The organism is Aeromonas sp. XH (genome assembly GCF_033348475.1).
In the GTDB taxonomy this organism is placed as follows: Bacteria; Pseudomonadota; Gammaproteobacteria; order Enterobacterales; family Aeromonadaceae; genus Aeromonas; species Aeromonas sanarellii.
The window spans coordinates 2746539-2760331 of the sequence record NZ_CP137630.1; the positions used below are offsets into that span (position 1 = coordinate 2746539).

Below are 13793 nucleotides of genomic sequence, written 5' to 3' on the forward strand. Positions count from 1 at the left end.
AAGAAGCAATCGGCATCTCCCTGATAAAAAAGGAGTTGCACCCGTCAGGCCATCCTATTAGACTTCCTCCCCGTCAGCCGAGCTGACTCCGTCGGTGTGTAGCGCAGCCAGGTAGCGCATCTGCATGGGGTGTAGAGGGTCGGAGGTTCGAATCCTCTCACACCGACCAAATTCCCCGAAGATAGCCCAGTCAAACGACTGGGCTATTTTTTTGCTTCGCTTTCCACCTGTGTCTCCCGCGTCATCCCCCTCCATCCGCCCCCCGCCGGCATAGATTTTATACAGAACCACTTGAAGCTTTTACAAAGTGCCGCTAGGATACGCAACTTTTCCGCCGGCCAGAAAACAGGGAGGTGGGCGTTAGGGTGATGGACTCACCGACCGGCTTGCAATCAATGAGGCAAGCATCCATGACCCAAGCAGTTGACACTCAGCCCGTTCAGCCCCTGCTCTCCCCCGCCGATCTCGATCCCGCGGAGCACGAATTCGGCGGTTCAGTGCATCTCGATGTGATCGATCTCGCCGCCCCGGATGAAGATTACTGAGACGAACAGGCCCCATGTTGCGGTTCAAGACGCCGGTTTTGCTGTCCGGCACCGCCTTCTAACCCTGACGAGACACCGCCCTCACAAATAACGATAAAATGCCATAAAAAGATAAAACTCTGGTTTTATTCACTAGCCGATAACGATGCACATCCCTCCCTCGGGCTCCCGTTCCCTGATACAAACCTACGTTATTGCGCGTCATTTCCCTGCTATCCCCGTTTCCCCTCCCTCTTCACATCTTTTCCTGATTCGGTTTTAAACAACAGTTCATCAACCAGTCTCCTTGCAGGCCAGATGAAGGCTGCATTGAACGGATGCATTTCATACAGGTGTTTTTGCCAAGCCTGGAGTAAGGTCGGGATTTCTTTTTGCATTTGTAATTTTATTACGTAATTAATTACATTTTCGACACCCGATTGACGGCCCGTTCATCCTCCCTGAGGGGCGGCGTAGCCAAGAGCATAACTGTCTGTGTAGAGCTTTTATGCTAACCAAATAAATCCTTTTAAAACATAACCTTAACAACCACACCAAAACACCTGTTTTAAAAATCAAGTTGACGAACCCCCCATTCTTTTGCACCTTATGAGTCGTGTTGCCCCGCTGTTACGGGGAGTTTAAGAGAAACGAATATAGACGTTAGTCGTAGTTAGTAAGTTCAAAATGTAACTTTCAAAGGAGTGAACCCTATGTCGGCACCGGCCCAGACCATCAGCAGCCCCCGCCTGCACATCCAAGGCGAGATGCTTCCCGATTACGCGCAGATCCTGACGCCGGATGCGGTGGCCCTGGTATCCGAGCTGGTGGAACGCTTCGCTCCCCAGCGCAACGAACTGCTCAAACAACGGGTCGCCCGTCAGGCCCGCATCGACGCAGGTGAGCTGCCGGACTTCCTGCCCGAAACCGCTCACATCCGCGACGGCGACTGGACCATTCGTGGCATCCCCGCCGACCTGCAGGACAGGCGTGTGGAGATCACCGGCCCGGTCGAGCGCAAGATGGTGATCAACGCCCTCAACGCCAACGTCAAGGTGTTCATGGCCGACTTCGAAGACTCTCTGGCGCCGGCCTGGAGCAAGGTGATCGAGGGTCAGATCAATCTGCGCGACGTCGTCAACGGCACCATTGCCTACCAGAGCCCGGAGGGGAAGGCCTATACCCTGAGTTCCGATCCGGCCGTTCTCGTCTGCCGGGTGCGCGGCCTGCACCTGCCGGAGAAGCACATCACCTTCGACGGCGAGCCCATCCCCGGTGGCCTGTTCGACTTCGCGCTCTACTTCCTGCACAACCACAAGGCGCTGCTGGCCAAGGGCTCCGGCCCCTACTTCTACGTGCCCAAGCTGCAGAGTCACCTGGAGGGGCGCTGGTGGAGCGAGGTATTTGCCTGGACCGAAGACAGGTTCGGCCTGCCCCGCGGCACCATCAAGGCGACCGTGCTCATCGAAACCCTGCCGGCGGTGTTCGAGATGGACGAGCTGCTCTATCAGATGAAGGATCACATCGTCGCCCTCAACTGCGGCCGCTGGGACTATATCTTCAGCTACATCAAGACCTTGAAGAACCACCCGGATCGCGTTCTGCCGGACCGCCAGGTGGTCACCATGGACAAGCCGTTCCTCTCCGCCTACTCGCGGCTGCTCATCAAGACCTGCCACAAGCGCGGTGCCCTGGCCATGGGCGGCATGGCCGCCTTTATCCCGGCCAAGGATCCGGCGGTCAATGCCGAGGTATTCGCCAAGGTGAAGGCAGACAAGGAGCGCGAAGCCAACAACGGCCACGACGGTACCTGGGTCGCCCACCCCGGCCTCGCCGATACTGCCATGGCGGTGTTCAACGCCACCATTAAGGCTGGCGCCAAGAACCAGATCGGCGTGCTGCGCGAACAGGATGCCCCTATCACCGCCGCCGAGCTGCTGGCCCCCTGTGAGGGGGAGCGCACCGAGGCAGGGATGCGCACCAATATTCGAGTCGCCCTGCAATATCTGGAGGCCTGGATAGGCGGCAACGGCTGCGTGCCCATCTACGGTCTGATGGAAGATGCCGCCACCGCCGAGATCTCCCGCACCTCCATCTGGCAGTGGATCCGCCACGGAAAATCCCTGTCAAGCGGCCAGGTGGTGACCAAGGCGCTGTTCCGCCAGATGCTGGCCGAGGAGCAGGAGGTGGTCAGACGCGAAGTGGGCGAGGCGCGCTGGCAGGCCGGTCGCTTCGCCGAGGCGAGCGCCCTGATGGAAGAGATCACCTGCGCCGACACACTCATCGATTTTCTGACGCTGCCCGGCTACGAGCGGCTGTGAAACCCGGGCCGGTGACGGCCCCATAACAAGTCAATGGAAACGTGAAATCAATGAAAGAGGGAACTGATATGGCACTGACCCGTGAGCAACAGATCCAGGCTATCGAGAAAGACTGGGCAGAAAACCCCCGCTGGAAAGGGATCAAGCGCGGCTACAGCGCCGAAGACGTGGTGAACCTGCGCGGCAGCCTGCAGCCGGCACACACCCTGGCCCAACGCGGTGCCGACAAGCTGTGGGAACTGATCCACGGCGGCGCCAAGAAAGGCTATGTGAACTGCCTCGGCGCCCTGACCGGTGGTCAGGCGGTGCAGCAGGCCAAGGCCGGCATCGAGGCCATCTACCTCTCCGGCTGGCAGGTGGCGGCGGACAACAACCTTTCCTCCACCATGTACCCGGATCAGTCCCTCTACCCGGCCAACTCGGTGCCCTCGGTGGTGGAGCGCATCAACAACTCCTTCGCCCGCGCCGACCAGATCCAGTGGGCCAACAAGGTGGGCCCGCAGGACAAGGGCTTCATCGACTACTTCCTGCCCATCGTCGCGGATGCGGAAGCCGGCTTCGGCGGCGTGCTGAACGCCTTCGAGCTGATGAAGGGGATGATCGAGGCGGGCGCCGCCGGCGTCCACTTCGAGGATCAGCTGGCCTCCGTGAAGAAGTGCGGCCACATGGGCGGCAAGGTGCTGGTCCCGACCCAGGAAGCGGTGCAGAAACTCATCGCGGCCCGTCTGGCGGCGGACGTCTGCGGCACCACCACCCTGGTGATCGCCCGCACCGACGCCAACGCGGCGGATCTGCTGACCACGGATGCGGACCCCTACGACGCCGGCTTCCTGACCGGTGAGCGCACCAGCGAGGGCTTCTACAAGGTGCAGGCCGGCATCGAGCAGGCCATCTCCCGTGGCCTGGCCTACGCTCCCTACGCCGACATGGTGTGGTGCGAGACCGCCAAGCCCGATCTGGACGAGGCGCGCCAGTTTGCCGAAGCCATCAAGGCCCAGTACCCGGACAAGATCCTGGCCTACAACTGCTCCCCGAGCTTCAACTGGAAGAAGAACCTGGACGATGCCACCATCGCCCGCTTCCAGCAGGAGCTCTCCGACATGGGCTACAAGTACCAGTTCATCACCCTCGCGGGCATCCACAACATGTGGTTCCACATGTACGAGCTGGCCTACCAGTACGCCCGCGGCGAGGGCATGAAGCACTACGTCGAGATGGTGCAGCAGCCGGAGTTCGCGGCCGCCGAGCGGGGCTACACCTTCGTGGCGCACCAGCAGGAGGTGGGCACCGGTTACTTCGACAAGGTGACCACCGTCATCCAGGGTGGCCAATCTTCGGTGACCGCTTTAACGGGCTCCACCGAAGAGGACCAGTTCCACTGATAAGCAGAATTCCTTGAGATAGCAAAACCCCGGCCAGTGGCCGGGGTTTCTTTTTATCCGTGGCCTCGGCGTCGCCGAGCCTCAAACCAGCTTGACGGGCTCAGAGCTCGAGTATCTCTTTGACAAAGGGGATGGTCAGCTTGCGCTTGGCGCGGAAGGAGGCGTTGTCGAGCCGGTTGAGGGTGGCGAGCAGGGTGCGCATGTCGCGCGACAGCCGGTTGAGCAGGAAGCGGCCCACGTCGATAGGCAGCTTGAAGCCCCGCAGCTCGGCGCGCAGTTGCAGGGCGCTGAGCTTGCCTTCGTCATCGAGCTCATCGAGGTGGAAGCTCACTCCCCAATCCAGGCGGGAGGCGAGATCCGGCAGCTGCAACCCCAGCTTGCGCGGCGCACTGCAGCCGGTGACCACCAGGGTCCCCTCTCCCTTCTCCTTCCAGCGGTTGTAGAAGTCGAACAGGGCCCGCTCCCACAGGGCGTTGCCGGCGATCGCCTCCAGGCTGTCGAGGCAGACCAGGGGCAGGCTCTCCAGGGCATCCAGCATGCTGGGGTCGAGCTGTTCGAACTGATCGAGGGAGAGATAGGCAGCGGCGGCGTCGCGGGCGTTGACCTCGGCGCAGGTGGCGTGGAGCAGATGGGAGCGGCCCGAGCCTTTGGCTCCCCAGAAATAGAGGAAGGGCGAGCCCTGACCGATGGCCGCGTTCTTGAGGGCGGTGATCAGATGGGCATTGTTGCCGGGATAAAAACTGACGAAGGTTTCATCATCCGGTAGTTGTACGGCGAGAGACAGTTGGGCCGGTTGCTTCACTCGTTGGGCTTTGACTGTGATATTTGCGGGCAAGTGTATCACCAGAGCGGCAGATAGAGAACCGCCCGGGTCATGCCGGGCGGTCTGGAACATCCTCTGGGCTCAGGGCTGCGACCATTGGTAGCGCAGGCCGCTCTCGTTGTCTTCCACCTGGCGCAGGCGGCTCTCAAGCTGCAGACCCCGCACCAGCTCCGCCTTGTCCCCCTGCAGCGAGAGATTGAAGGTGACCTTGTCTCCCTCCAGCTTGCCGATCGCCACCTTGGTGACGCTGGCCATGCCTTGCAGCATCTTCTGTATCTGGATCATGCCGTCGATGTCGGACAACCCCTCCACCACCAGGGTCTGGCTGGAGGCGACCCCGGAGAGGCGGGTGCCGTACTGCTGCACCAGCCAGCCGGCCAGGGCATCGGCAAACCCCTTGGCCACCTCGGCCTGGGACCCCGAGCCAGACCCCTTGGTCAGTTCGGTCAGCTCCCCGGCCTGGGCACCCGGCTTGACGCCATAGAGGCCCCAGTCGATGCTCCAGCTCTCTCCCTCCGGCGTCAGCTTGCCCAGCACCACCATTTCGGCGCCATAACGCTGGCTCGCCTTGAGCACGGGATCGGCGAAGCGACCCCAGACGTCGGTGGCGTTGACCGCCATGTTGTCGTCGAGATCCATCAGCGGGATGCTGATGGGCAGCCCCATGGCCTGGGCCTGGGTACGCAGGGCGGCGGCCCAGCCATCGCCGGACTGATCCGGCAGGATGCGGCGCTCCCCTTCGTCGACAACCAGCCAGACGCCCAACTGAGGACGCACAGGGCCCAGCAGGGCAAACTTGCTCTGGGCGACCAGGGCGTTGACCTTGGCCACGTCGAAATCGGCCTTGAGAAACTTCACCGGCCCCACGTCCTGATAGCCGTAATGCTGCACATAGTCACCGGGCGCGGCCAGCGCCTTGACCACGTCCGGCTGGGTCAGGATGTCCCGCTTGCCCGTCACCTTGACGAGCACATCCCCCAGGGCCTGAGCCTGAGCGGCCGTCATGTCGCCGCTGGTGGGAGCCTTGCCCTGATAGAGGTCAGTCACCTGGGCGGCCGACGCCACGAATGGCAGACAGCAGCAGAAGAGCATCGCTAAGCGTTTCAGCATAAAGAAGATTCTCGAAATGGGGGATGGTGCTTATGGTAGCGGCAAGGCCCTGGTGGCAGCAAGCCGGCGGGGGGGCATAAACCACGAAGCCGGCGAGAGGCCGGCTTCGCTTGCGCTCTTTTTGAAAGAGCGCCGATGACATCGGGACTTATTTGGTGCCGAAGATCTTGTCACCGGCATCGCCCAGACCCGGGACAATGTAGCCCTTCTCGTTCAGGCCCTGATCGACGGCGGCGCAGTAGAGCTCCACGTCCGGGTGGGCCGCTTCCAGCGCCTTGATCCCTTCGGGGGCGGCAACCAGCACCAGCACCTTGATGGACTGGCAGCCCTTCTTCTTCAGCAGATCGATGGTGGCGATCATGGAGCCGCCGGTGGCCAGCATGGGGTCGATGACCAGGGCCAGACGCTCTTCGATGTTGCTGACGATCTTCTCGAAATAGGGGACGGGTTGCAGGGTCTCTTCGTCGCGGTATATGCCGACCACGCTGACGCGGGCGCTCGGCATGTGTTCCAGCACGCCGTCCATCATGCCGAGGCCGGCACGCAGGATGGGCACGACGGTGACCTTCTTGCCCTTGATCTGGTCAACTTCCACTGGCCCGTTCCAGCCATCGATGGTAACTTTCTCGGTTTCGAAGTCAGAGGTCGCTTCGTAGGTCAACAAACTGCCCACTTCCTTGGCCAGTTCACGGAAACGCTTGGTGCTGATGTCGCCTTCGCGCATCAGGCCGATCTTGTGCTTGACCAGGGGGTGTTTGACTTCAACGACTTTCATTATTATCTCCTCTAACTGCCGCCAAAAAAATCGCGGAATCATACAACAAAAGCCGCCCCTTGTAGAGCTTTTCCATCCAAAAACGCGCAAACGATTTTCTTTCTGCTTTTCCCTGCCCACTGATAGAATACGCCCCGAATTTTACCCTCCACTTCTTTATATGACGGGGAATACGCGTGACTGACAAAACCTCACTGAGCTACAAGGATGCTGGCGTGGATATCGATGCCGGCAATGCACTGGTTGAACGTATCAAGGGCGTGTCAAAGCGCACTCGTCGTCCTGAAGTCCTTGGTGGTCTTGGCGGCTTTGGGGCCCTGTGTCAAATCCCTGCTGGCTACAAGGAACCGGTACTGGTCTCCGGTACCGACGGGGTGGGTACCAAGCTGCGTCTGGCCATCGATCTGAAGAAGCATGACACCGTGGGGATCGATCTGGTGGCCATGTGCGTCAACGACCTCATCGTCCAGGGCGCCGAGCCCCTCTTCTTCCTCGACTACTATGCCACCGGCAAGCTGGACGTGGACACCGCCGCGGCCGTGGTCACCGGCATCGGCGTCGGCTGCGAGCAGTCCGGCTGCGCTCTGGTCGGCGGTGAAACTGCCGAGATGCCCGGCATGTATGAAGGGGAAGACTACGACATCGCCGGTTTCTGCGTCGGCGTGGTGGAGAAGAGCGAGATCATCGACGGCAGCAAGGTCGGCGAAGGGGATGCCCTGATCGCCCTGGCCGCGAGCGGCCCCCACTCCAACGGCTTCTCCCTCATTCGCAAGATCCTGGAAGTCTCCAAGGAAGACGTCCACCAGCCGCTGGGTGAGACCACCCTGGCCAACGCCCTGCTGGAGCCGACCCGCATCTACGTCAAGCCCGTGCTCAAGCTCATCGAGGAGTGCGAGATCCACGCCCTGTCCCACATCACAGGCGGCGGCTTCTGGGAGAACATCCCCCGCGTGCTACCCGCCAATACCCAGGCGGTGATCGACGAGCAGAGCTGGCAGTGGCCGGCGGTGTTCAGCTGGCTGCAGCAGGCCGGCAACGTCACCCGCCACGAGATGTATCGCACCTTCAACTGCGGCGTCGGCATGATCATCGCCCTGCCGGCGGATCAGCTGGACAAGGCGCTGGCCCTGCTCAAGGCGGAAGGCGAGAACGCCTGGCACATCGGCCACATCGCCAAGGCGGCCGATGGCGAGGAGCAGGTCATCATCAAATGATGCGGATCCTGGTTCTGATCTCCGGCAGCGGCAGCAACCTGCAGGCGATCCTCGACGGCTGTGCCAGCGGCAAGATTGCAGGCCAGGTGGTGGGCGTCATCAGCAACAGGGCCGATGCCTATGGTCTGGTTCGCGCCAAAGAGGCGGGGGTGGCCACCGCCATCCTGGCCCAGCAGCAGTTCGCCAGCCGGGAGGAGTATGATGCCGCCCTGCTGGCCCTGATGCAGGACTACCAGCCGGATCTGGTGGTGCTGGCCGGCTTTATGCGGATCCTGAGCGGCGATCTGGTGCGCCACTTCGCCGGACGGATGATCAACATCCACCCCTCCCTGCTGCCGAAGTACCAGGGACTGCACACCCACCAGCGCGCCATCGAGGCCGGTGACGACGAGCACGGCGCCAGCGTCCACTTCGTCACCGAGGAGCTGGACGGCGGCCCGGTGATCCTGCAGGCTCGCGTGCCCATCTTCGAGGGGGACAGCGCCGACGAGGTCGCTGCCCGGGTCCAGGTCCAGGAGCACTGCATCTACCCCCTGGTGGTGCAGTGGTTCTGCGAGGGGCGCTTGCAGATGCGAGAAGGGTCTGCCTTCCTCGATGGCAAGCAGCTTGGCCTGGCAGGCTATGCCAGCGAGTAACCTCTAGCAGTAGTAAGACACAACAAGGGAGGCTTAGGCCTCCCTTGTCATTTCTATCGACCAGCGCAATGGCTGCCATCACGTCCGATTACGCCGCTGCGCGGCTAATCGGCCCTACACCGGATTGTCGATATCGATAAAGGTGACCTCCAGCCCGTGGACTGTGGCGAGCCACTCCCCCAGCGCCTTGACGCCGTAGCGCTCGGTGGCGTGATGACCGGCGGCGTAGAAGTGCATGCCCATCTCGCGGGCGGTGTGGATGGTCTGCTCCGAGGCTTCGCCGGAGATGAAGGCGTCTATGCCCTGCTCCGCCGCTTGGCTGATGTAGCTCTGGCCGCCACCGGTGCACCAGGCCACGGAACGGATGAGCTCGGGCCCGCTGTCGCCGCAATGGAGCGGCTCGCGGCCGAGGCGCTCGGCGATGAGCCTGGCAAAGTCGGCCCCGCTCATGGGCTCTTCCAGCTTGCCCACCATGGCGACGCTCTTGCTGTTCCAGGGTTCGAGGCCGCGACGCACCTTGATGCCGAGCAGCCTGGCGAGCTGGGCGTTGTTGCCCACCTCGGGGTGCACGTCCAGGGGCAGGTGATAGGCGAACAGGTTGATGTCGTGGGTCAGCAGGGTCTTGAGGCGGCGCTGTTTCATGCCGGTGATCTGGGCCGGCTCGCCGCTCCAGAAGTAGCCGTGGTGAACCAGGATGGCGTCGGCATTGGCGGCCACGGCCGCATCGATCAGGGCCTGGCTGGCGGTCACACCGGTCACCACCTTGCGAATGCGCTCGCGCCCCTCCACCTGCAGGCCGTTGGGGCAGTAGTCCTTGATGGCGTGGGGTTCGAGCAGGTGGTTGAGCAGGCTTTCCAGTTTTCGATGAGAGATCATGGGCGTCTCCTAACAGGGCTCCCCGCACAGGATCGCAGGGAGCCGGATTCCGATCGTCAGGGGCCCATGATAATCGAGCCGGGCCGGCAAGGCCATGGCACCGGCATCAAGCCTAGGCGGGCAGCTCTATGCCGGCGTCACGCATCTGGGCCAGCTTGTAGCGCAGGGTACGCGGGCTGATGCCGAGCTTGTCGGCCACCGCCTTGCGACTGCCATTGCACTCCTGCAGGGTGTCCAGGATGATCTGGTGCTCCTGCAGCTTGAGCTCGCCGCCGAGCCCCTCCCCCGACAGCCGCTCGAGGGGGCGTACCAGCGTCTCGTCCGTCTCCTCCAGGATCAGGTGCTCGCACCCGATGAGCCCGTCTGGACAGAGGATCAGGGCACGCAGCACCACGTTGTCGAGCTCGCGCACGTTACCGGGCCAGGAGTGGGCCATCAGACGCTCTCGGGCCTCCTCCGCGAGCCGCGGCGTCGGCAGCCCCATCTGGCTGGCGTGAAGCGCCAGCAGATGCTCCGCCAGGGGCAGAATGTCCCCCGGGCGCTCCCAGAGCGCGGTCCAGCGCAGGGGGAAGACGTTGAGGCGGTAGTAGAGATCCTCGCGGAACAACCCGTCCTGCACCGCTTTTTTCAGATCCCGGTTGCTGGTGGCGATGACCCGCACATCGAGGGGGATCATCTTGCGGCTGCCGAGCCGCTCCACCTCTTTCTCCTGCAAGACCCGCAGCAGCTTGGCCTGCAGCCCCAGATCCATCTCGGTGATCTCGTCGAGCAGGAGTGTACCCCCCTGGGCCTGCTCGAACTTGCCGGGACACCCCTGCACCGCCCCGGTGAAGGCCCCCTTCTCGTAACCGAACAGGGTCGCCTCCAGCATGTTCTCCGGAATGGCGGCGCAGTTGATGGCGATGAAGGCCTGCTCGGCACGGCTGGAGTTGTCGTGAATGTAGCGGGCCAGCACCTCCTTGCCCGTCCCGCTCGGGCCGGTCACCATCACGGTGGCCTCGCTCCTGGCGACCCGGGCCGCCAGCTGGAACAGCTCGGCGGTCCTGGGATCCCCGTACACCACGGCACGTTTTTCTACCTTCTGGGCGGGCACATAGCGGCTGACCTGGTTGAGCAGCACCTCGGGGGAGAAGGGCTTGGCCAGGTAGTCGATGGCCCCCTCGCGCATGGCGCGCACCGCGCCGTCGATGTTGGCGTAGGCGGTCATCAGGAGCACAGGCACCTGGGGATACTGCTGGCGGATATTGGCCAGCAGGGTGAGGCCATCCATGCCTCCCATCTGGATGTCGGAGATCACCATGTCGAAACGCTGGCGCGACAGGGCCAGCAGGGCCCGCTCACCGCTGTCCACCTCGCGGCACTCATAGCCACCGAGCAGCAGGGTGTCCACCAGGGCCTCGCGCAGGCCGTTGTCATCTTCCACCACCAGAATACGAGCCTGGGTCATGCTACACCTCCGAGCTGCACCGCTTGCTGATGCAGGGGGAACGACAGGGTAAAGCAGGTGCCCTCACCGGGGACAGAGGCCACGCTGACCTCCCCCTGGTGGGCACGCACCACGGATTGCACCACGGCGAGCCCAAGGCCTGTGCCCTGGGAGCGGGTGGTGAAGAAGGGTTCGAAGATCTGGCCGAGCAAGGCCGCAGGCATCCCCTTGCCGTTGTCGATCACGCGCATCTCCACCCGGTTGCCGCTGCGCACCGCGCTCACCAGCAGCGAATCGGCGCCGGCCTGGCGCGCGTTGGCGATGAGGTTGTTGATGGCGCCCGCCAGGGCGCTGCTGTTGGCGAGCAGGCAGAGATCCGGCTCCGGCACCTCCAGGTGCAGGGCACAGCCCTGCTGCTGGCAGAAGGCCTCGGCACCGGCCTGCACCTCCGCCAGCAGCCCCTGGACCGAGATGGGGGCCACCACCTGGTTGTCACCGTTGCGGGCAAACAGCAGGATGTCGTTGATCTGCTTCTCGAGATCCTGCAGGCGCGCCATCAGTTTTTGCTGGAACTGGCTGCGGGACTCGGGCTTCAGGGTGCGGTTCGCCAGGTTGGCCGCGTAGAGCATGGCGGCGGAGAGGGGGGTGCGGATCTGGTGCGCCAGGGAGGCGGCCATGTTGCCAAGGGCGGACAGCCGCTTCATGTGGTTGACCCTGTCCTGCAACTGGCGGGTCTCGGTCAGATCGGTGATGAACACCAGCTGGCCGGGCTGATCCGGCAGCGGCTGGGTCGACAGCTGGACCCGGCGCCCGTCCCGCAGGGAGATCTCGTGGCCGTCGTCTTCCCTGGGCTGGAAGCAGCGGGCGATAATCTGGCGCCAGAAGAGGCCCTCCAGCGGTTCCCCGAGCAAGGCCTGGGCCGCCGGGTTGGCGCGGGTGATCAGCCCCTCGCCGTCGAGCAGCAGCACGCCGGTCGGCAGCGCCGTGAAGATGGCGTAGAGCTGGCTCACTTCGTGTGACTGGAGGGGGTTGTCCTGCTGCGAGATTGTCATAAAGCTGACCTCAAACTGGCGATTGGGTCAGCTTATTCAATTTCCATGCCAGTGATTTATTGCATTAATATCAATGTGTTGACAGCCAAGCGTCAAAGCATTGACCTCAGTTGTCCTTGCTCATGCCGTACTTCTTCATCTTCTCCACTAGCGTGGTGCGGCGCATGCTGAGCAGGTCGGCGGCGCGGGCCACCACCCCGTCCTGGGACTCCAGGGCCTGGCGGATCAGCTCCACTTCGAGGTCGGCCAGCATCTCCTTGAGGTTGACCCCCTCCTGGGGCAGCTGCATGGGCAGGGGCATGGCGATGCCCGGATCCAGCACGGGCGGGGACTGGAACACGGCGGCCAGGGCATCCCGCTCGTCCATTTCGGTGAGGCGCTCATCCCTGGGTTCGCTCGGCAACAGCCGGTAGCGGCCGGGCAGGTCCGCCACATCGACGATCTGGTTCGGGTAGAGGATCAGCAGGCGCTCGATGAGGTTGGACAGCTCGCGCACGTTGCCGGGCCAGGGGTACTGCATCAGGGATTCCATGGCGCGCTGGGTCAGGCGGATGATGCCCCTGTGCTGCTCGGCATGGCGATTGAGCAGCTCCTGCAACAACAGGGGAATGTCGTCGCAGCGCTCGCGCAGAGGCGGCGTCTCGATGGGGAAGACGTTGAGCCGGTAGTAGAGATCCTCGCGAAACGCCTGGGTGCGGATCATCGCCTCCAGATCCCGGTGGGTCGCGGCGATGACGCGCACGTCCGCCTGTACCGCCTTGCCCCCACCGACCCGGTCGAACTGGCGCTCCTGCAACACCCGCAGCAGCTTGACCTGCATGGGCAGCGGCATGTCGCCGATCTCGTCGAGGAAGAGGGTGCCCCCCTGGGCCAGCTCGAAGCGACCGCGACGGGCGGCGATGGCACCGGTGAAGGCCCCCTTCTCGTGGCCGAACAGCTCGCTCTCCAGAAGCTCTGCCGGAATGGCGCCGCAGTTGATGGGCACGAAGGGGCCCGAGCTTCGGGCGGAGAGCTCGTGAATGGCGCGGGCCACCACCTCCTTACCGGTCCCGGATTCCCCCAGGATCAGCACGTTGGCATCGGTCTGCGCCACCTGGCCGATGAGGCGGCGCACTTCCTGGATCCCCTTCCCCTTGCCCACCAGCAGGCGCAGCAGGGTCTGGCCCTTGTCGTGGATCTGCTGTCTGGGGTGCAGGGAGATGAAGGCCTGGCAGAAGTGCAGATGGCGGGTCAGGGACTCGTAGGTGAAGGGCTCGTCGCTGCCGCCGATGAAGTTGCTGTTGGGGTGATCCGCCGACGTCAGGGAGATGAAGGGGATGCGAGGGTAGGCGGCCAGCAGCTCGGCCAGGGGGCGTTCGAGCAGACTGCCCGCCAGTATCCCCTGCAGCGGACCTGACGATTCGATGGCCACCTCGAGATCGGCCTCCACCACCTCCTGCCAGGGGATCCCAATGAAGGAGAGCACGGTTTCCAACTGCTGACGCCGCGCTTCATCGGCATCCACGATCAGCACACCCATAGCCATCATATCCATATTCTTACACACCTGACGCCAAGTTATTGTTTTTAAACTACTTATGATAGTTAGCTATGCACAATGTCATAAAGGCCACAAAGTGCCAAAATTCTGGCGGATTGTCAAAACTTGTCGCGTT

The 13793-nt window shown here is 62.9% G+C and carries 12 protein-coding genes and 1 tRNA gene; 6 read left to right on the top strand and 7 right to left on the bottom strand.

What is annotated here, in order from left to right:
- Positions 1 to 92: 92 nt before the first annotated feature.
- The 4 genes from R2B70_RS12625 to aceA all read left to right on the top strand — a co-directional run bounded on the left by R2B70_RS12625 (position 93) and on the right by aceA (position 4227).
- Positions 93 to 169, top strand: a tRNA-Pro gene (locus R2B70_RS12625).
- A 241-nt stretch (positions 170 to 410) separates the two neighbouring features.
- Positions 411 to 545 carry a hypothetical protein gene (locus tag R2B70_RS12630; RefSeq protein ID WP_267882648.1) on the top strand — a complete coding sequence of 45 codons (135 nt, stop codon included), beginning with the start codon at positions 411 to 413 and terminating at the stop codon, positions 543 to 545.
- A gap of 692 nt (positions 546 to 1237) precedes the next feature.
- Positions 1238 to 2845: a malate synthase A gene (gene aceB, locus R2B70_RS12635; RefSeq protein WP_318161638.1), complete on the top strand. Its 1608-nt coding sequence runs from the start codon at positions 1238 to 1240 to the stop codon at positions 2843 to 2845.
- Between the two features lie 68 nt (positions 2846 to 2913).
- The gene (gene aceA / locus R2B70_RS12640) at positions 2914 to 4227 is read left to right on the top strand and encodes an isocitrate lyase (protein ID WP_039040251.1); all 1314 of its coding nucleotides are present in this window, start codon (positions 2914 to 2916) and stop codon (positions 4225 to 4227) included.
- A 100-nt stretch (positions 4228 to 4327) separates the two neighbouring features.
- On the opposite strand, the gene hda is transcribed toward aceA, so the two are convergent.
- From hda to upp, 3 genes are all read right to left on the bottom strand, one after another.
- Positions 4328 to 5029 (bottom strand): DnaA inactivator Hda, encoded by a 702-nt coding sequence (gene hda / locus R2B70_RS12645; RefSeq protein WP_039040250.1) that lies wholly within the window; start codon positions 5027 to 5029, stop codon positions 4328 to 4330.
- A gap of 102 nt (positions 5030 to 5131) precedes the next feature.
- Positions 5132 to 6160 carry a DUF2066 domain-containing protein gene (locus R2B70_RS12650; RefSeq protein ID WP_039040249.1) on the bottom strand — a complete coding sequence of 343 codons (1029 nt, stop codon included), beginning with the start codon at positions 6158 to 6160 and terminating at the stop codon, positions 5132 to 5134.
- Between the two features lie 148 nt (positions 6161 to 6308).
- A complete protein-coding gene (upp, locus tag R2B70_RS12655; protein ID WP_039040248.1) occupies positions 6309 to 6935 on the bottom strand; it encodes a uracil phosphoribosyltransferase in 627 nt (208 codons plus the stop codon).
- 176 nt (positions 6936 to 7111) lie between these two features.
- Between upp and purM the strand changes: the two genes are divergently transcribed.
- Positions 7112 to 8149 (top strand): phosphoribosylformylglycinamidine cyclo-ligase, encoded by a 1038-nt coding sequence (gene purM, locus R2B70_RS12660; protein ID WP_318161639.1) that lies wholly within the window; start codon positions 7112 to 7114, stop codon positions 8147 to 8149.
- Positions 8146 to 8784 (top strand): phosphoribosylglycinamide formyltransferase, encoded by a 639-nt coding sequence (gene purN / locus R2B70_RS12665; protein ID WP_039040246.1) that lies wholly within the window; start codon positions 8146 to 8148, stop codon positions 8782 to 8784. Before purM ends, purN begins: the two co-directional genes overlap by 4 nt.
- A 114-nt stretch (positions 8785 to 8898) precedes the next feature.
- Here purN and R2B70_RS12670 read toward each other — a convergent pair whose 3' ends face one another.
- From R2B70_RS12670 to R2B70_RS12685, 4 genes are all read right to left on the bottom strand, one after another.
- Positions 8899 to 9660 (bottom strand): Nif3-like dinuclear metal center hexameric protein, encoded by a 762-nt coding sequence (locus tag R2B70_RS12670; protein ID WP_209793009.1) that lies wholly within the window; start codon positions 9658 to 9660, stop codon positions 8899 to 8901.
- 112 nt (positions 9661 to 9772) lie between these two features.
- Positions 9773 to 11107, bottom strand: coding sequence for a sigma-54 dependent transcriptional regulator (locus tag R2B70_RS12675; RefSeq protein WP_318161640.1), 1335 nt, complete (start codon positions 11105 to 11107; stop codon positions 9773 to 9775).
- Complete coding sequence (locus R2B70_RS12680; protein WP_318161641.1) at positions 11104 to 12138, bottom strand: sensor histidine kinase; 1035 nt, start codon at positions 12136 to 12138, stop codon at positions 11104 to 11106. The genes R2B70_RS12675 and R2B70_RS12680 overlap by 4 nt, the downstream gene beginning before the upstream one ends.
- Before the next feature lie 106 nt (positions 12139 to 12244).
- The gene (locus tag R2B70_RS12685) at positions 12245 to 13666 is read right to left on the bottom strand and encodes a sigma-54 dependent transcriptional regulator (protein WP_318161642.1); all 1422 of its coding nucleotides are present in this window, start codon (positions 13664 to 13666) and stop codon (positions 12245 to 12247) included.
- Positions 13667 to 13793: the final 127 nt, after the last annotated feature.

What these genes read in the sequence shown, in the direction of transcription:
- R2B70_RS12630 (WP_267882648.1), top strand. Translation starts at nt 411, where the DNA reads ATGACCCAAGCAGTTGACACTCAGCCCGTTCAGCCCCTGCTCTCCCCC.
- aceB (WP_318161638.1), top strand. Translation starts at nt 1,238, where the DNA reads ATGTCGGCACCGGCCCAGACCATCAGCAGCCCCCGCCTGCACATCCAA.
- aceA (WP_039040251.1), top strand. Translation starts at nt 2,914, where the DNA reads ATGGCACTGACCCGTGAGCAACAGATCCAGGCTATCGAGAAAGACTGG.
- R2B70_RS12650 (WP_039040249.1), bottom strand. Translation starts at nt 6,160, where the DNA reads ATGCTGAAACGCTTAGCGATGCTCTTCTGCTGCTGTCTGCCATTCGTG.
- upp (WP_039040248.1), bottom strand. Translation starts at nt 6,935, where the DNA reads ATGAAAGTCGTTGAAGTCAAACACCCCCTGGTCAAGCACAAGATCGGC.
- purN (WP_039040246.1), top strand. Translation starts at nt 8,146, where the DNA reads ATGATGCGGATCCTGGTTCTGATCTCCGGCAGCGGCAGCAACCTGCAG.
- R2B70_RS12670 (WP_209793009.1), bottom strand. Translation starts at nt 9,660, where the DNA reads ATGATCTCTCATCGAAAACTGGAAAGCCTGCTCAACCACCTGCTCGAA.
- R2B70_RS12675 (WP_318161640.1), bottom strand. Translation starts at nt 11,107, where the DNA reads ATGACCCAGGCTCGTATTCTGGTGGTGGAAGATGACAACGGCCTGCGC.
- R2B70_RS12680 (WP_318161641.1), bottom strand. Translation starts at nt 12,138, where the DNA reads ATGACAATCTCGCAGCAGGACAACCCCCTCCAGTCACACGAAGTGAGC.
- R2B70_RS12685 (WP_318161642.1), bottom strand. Translation starts at nt 13,666, where the DNA reads ATGATGGCTATGGGTGTGCTGATCGTGGATGCCGATGAAGCGCGGCGT.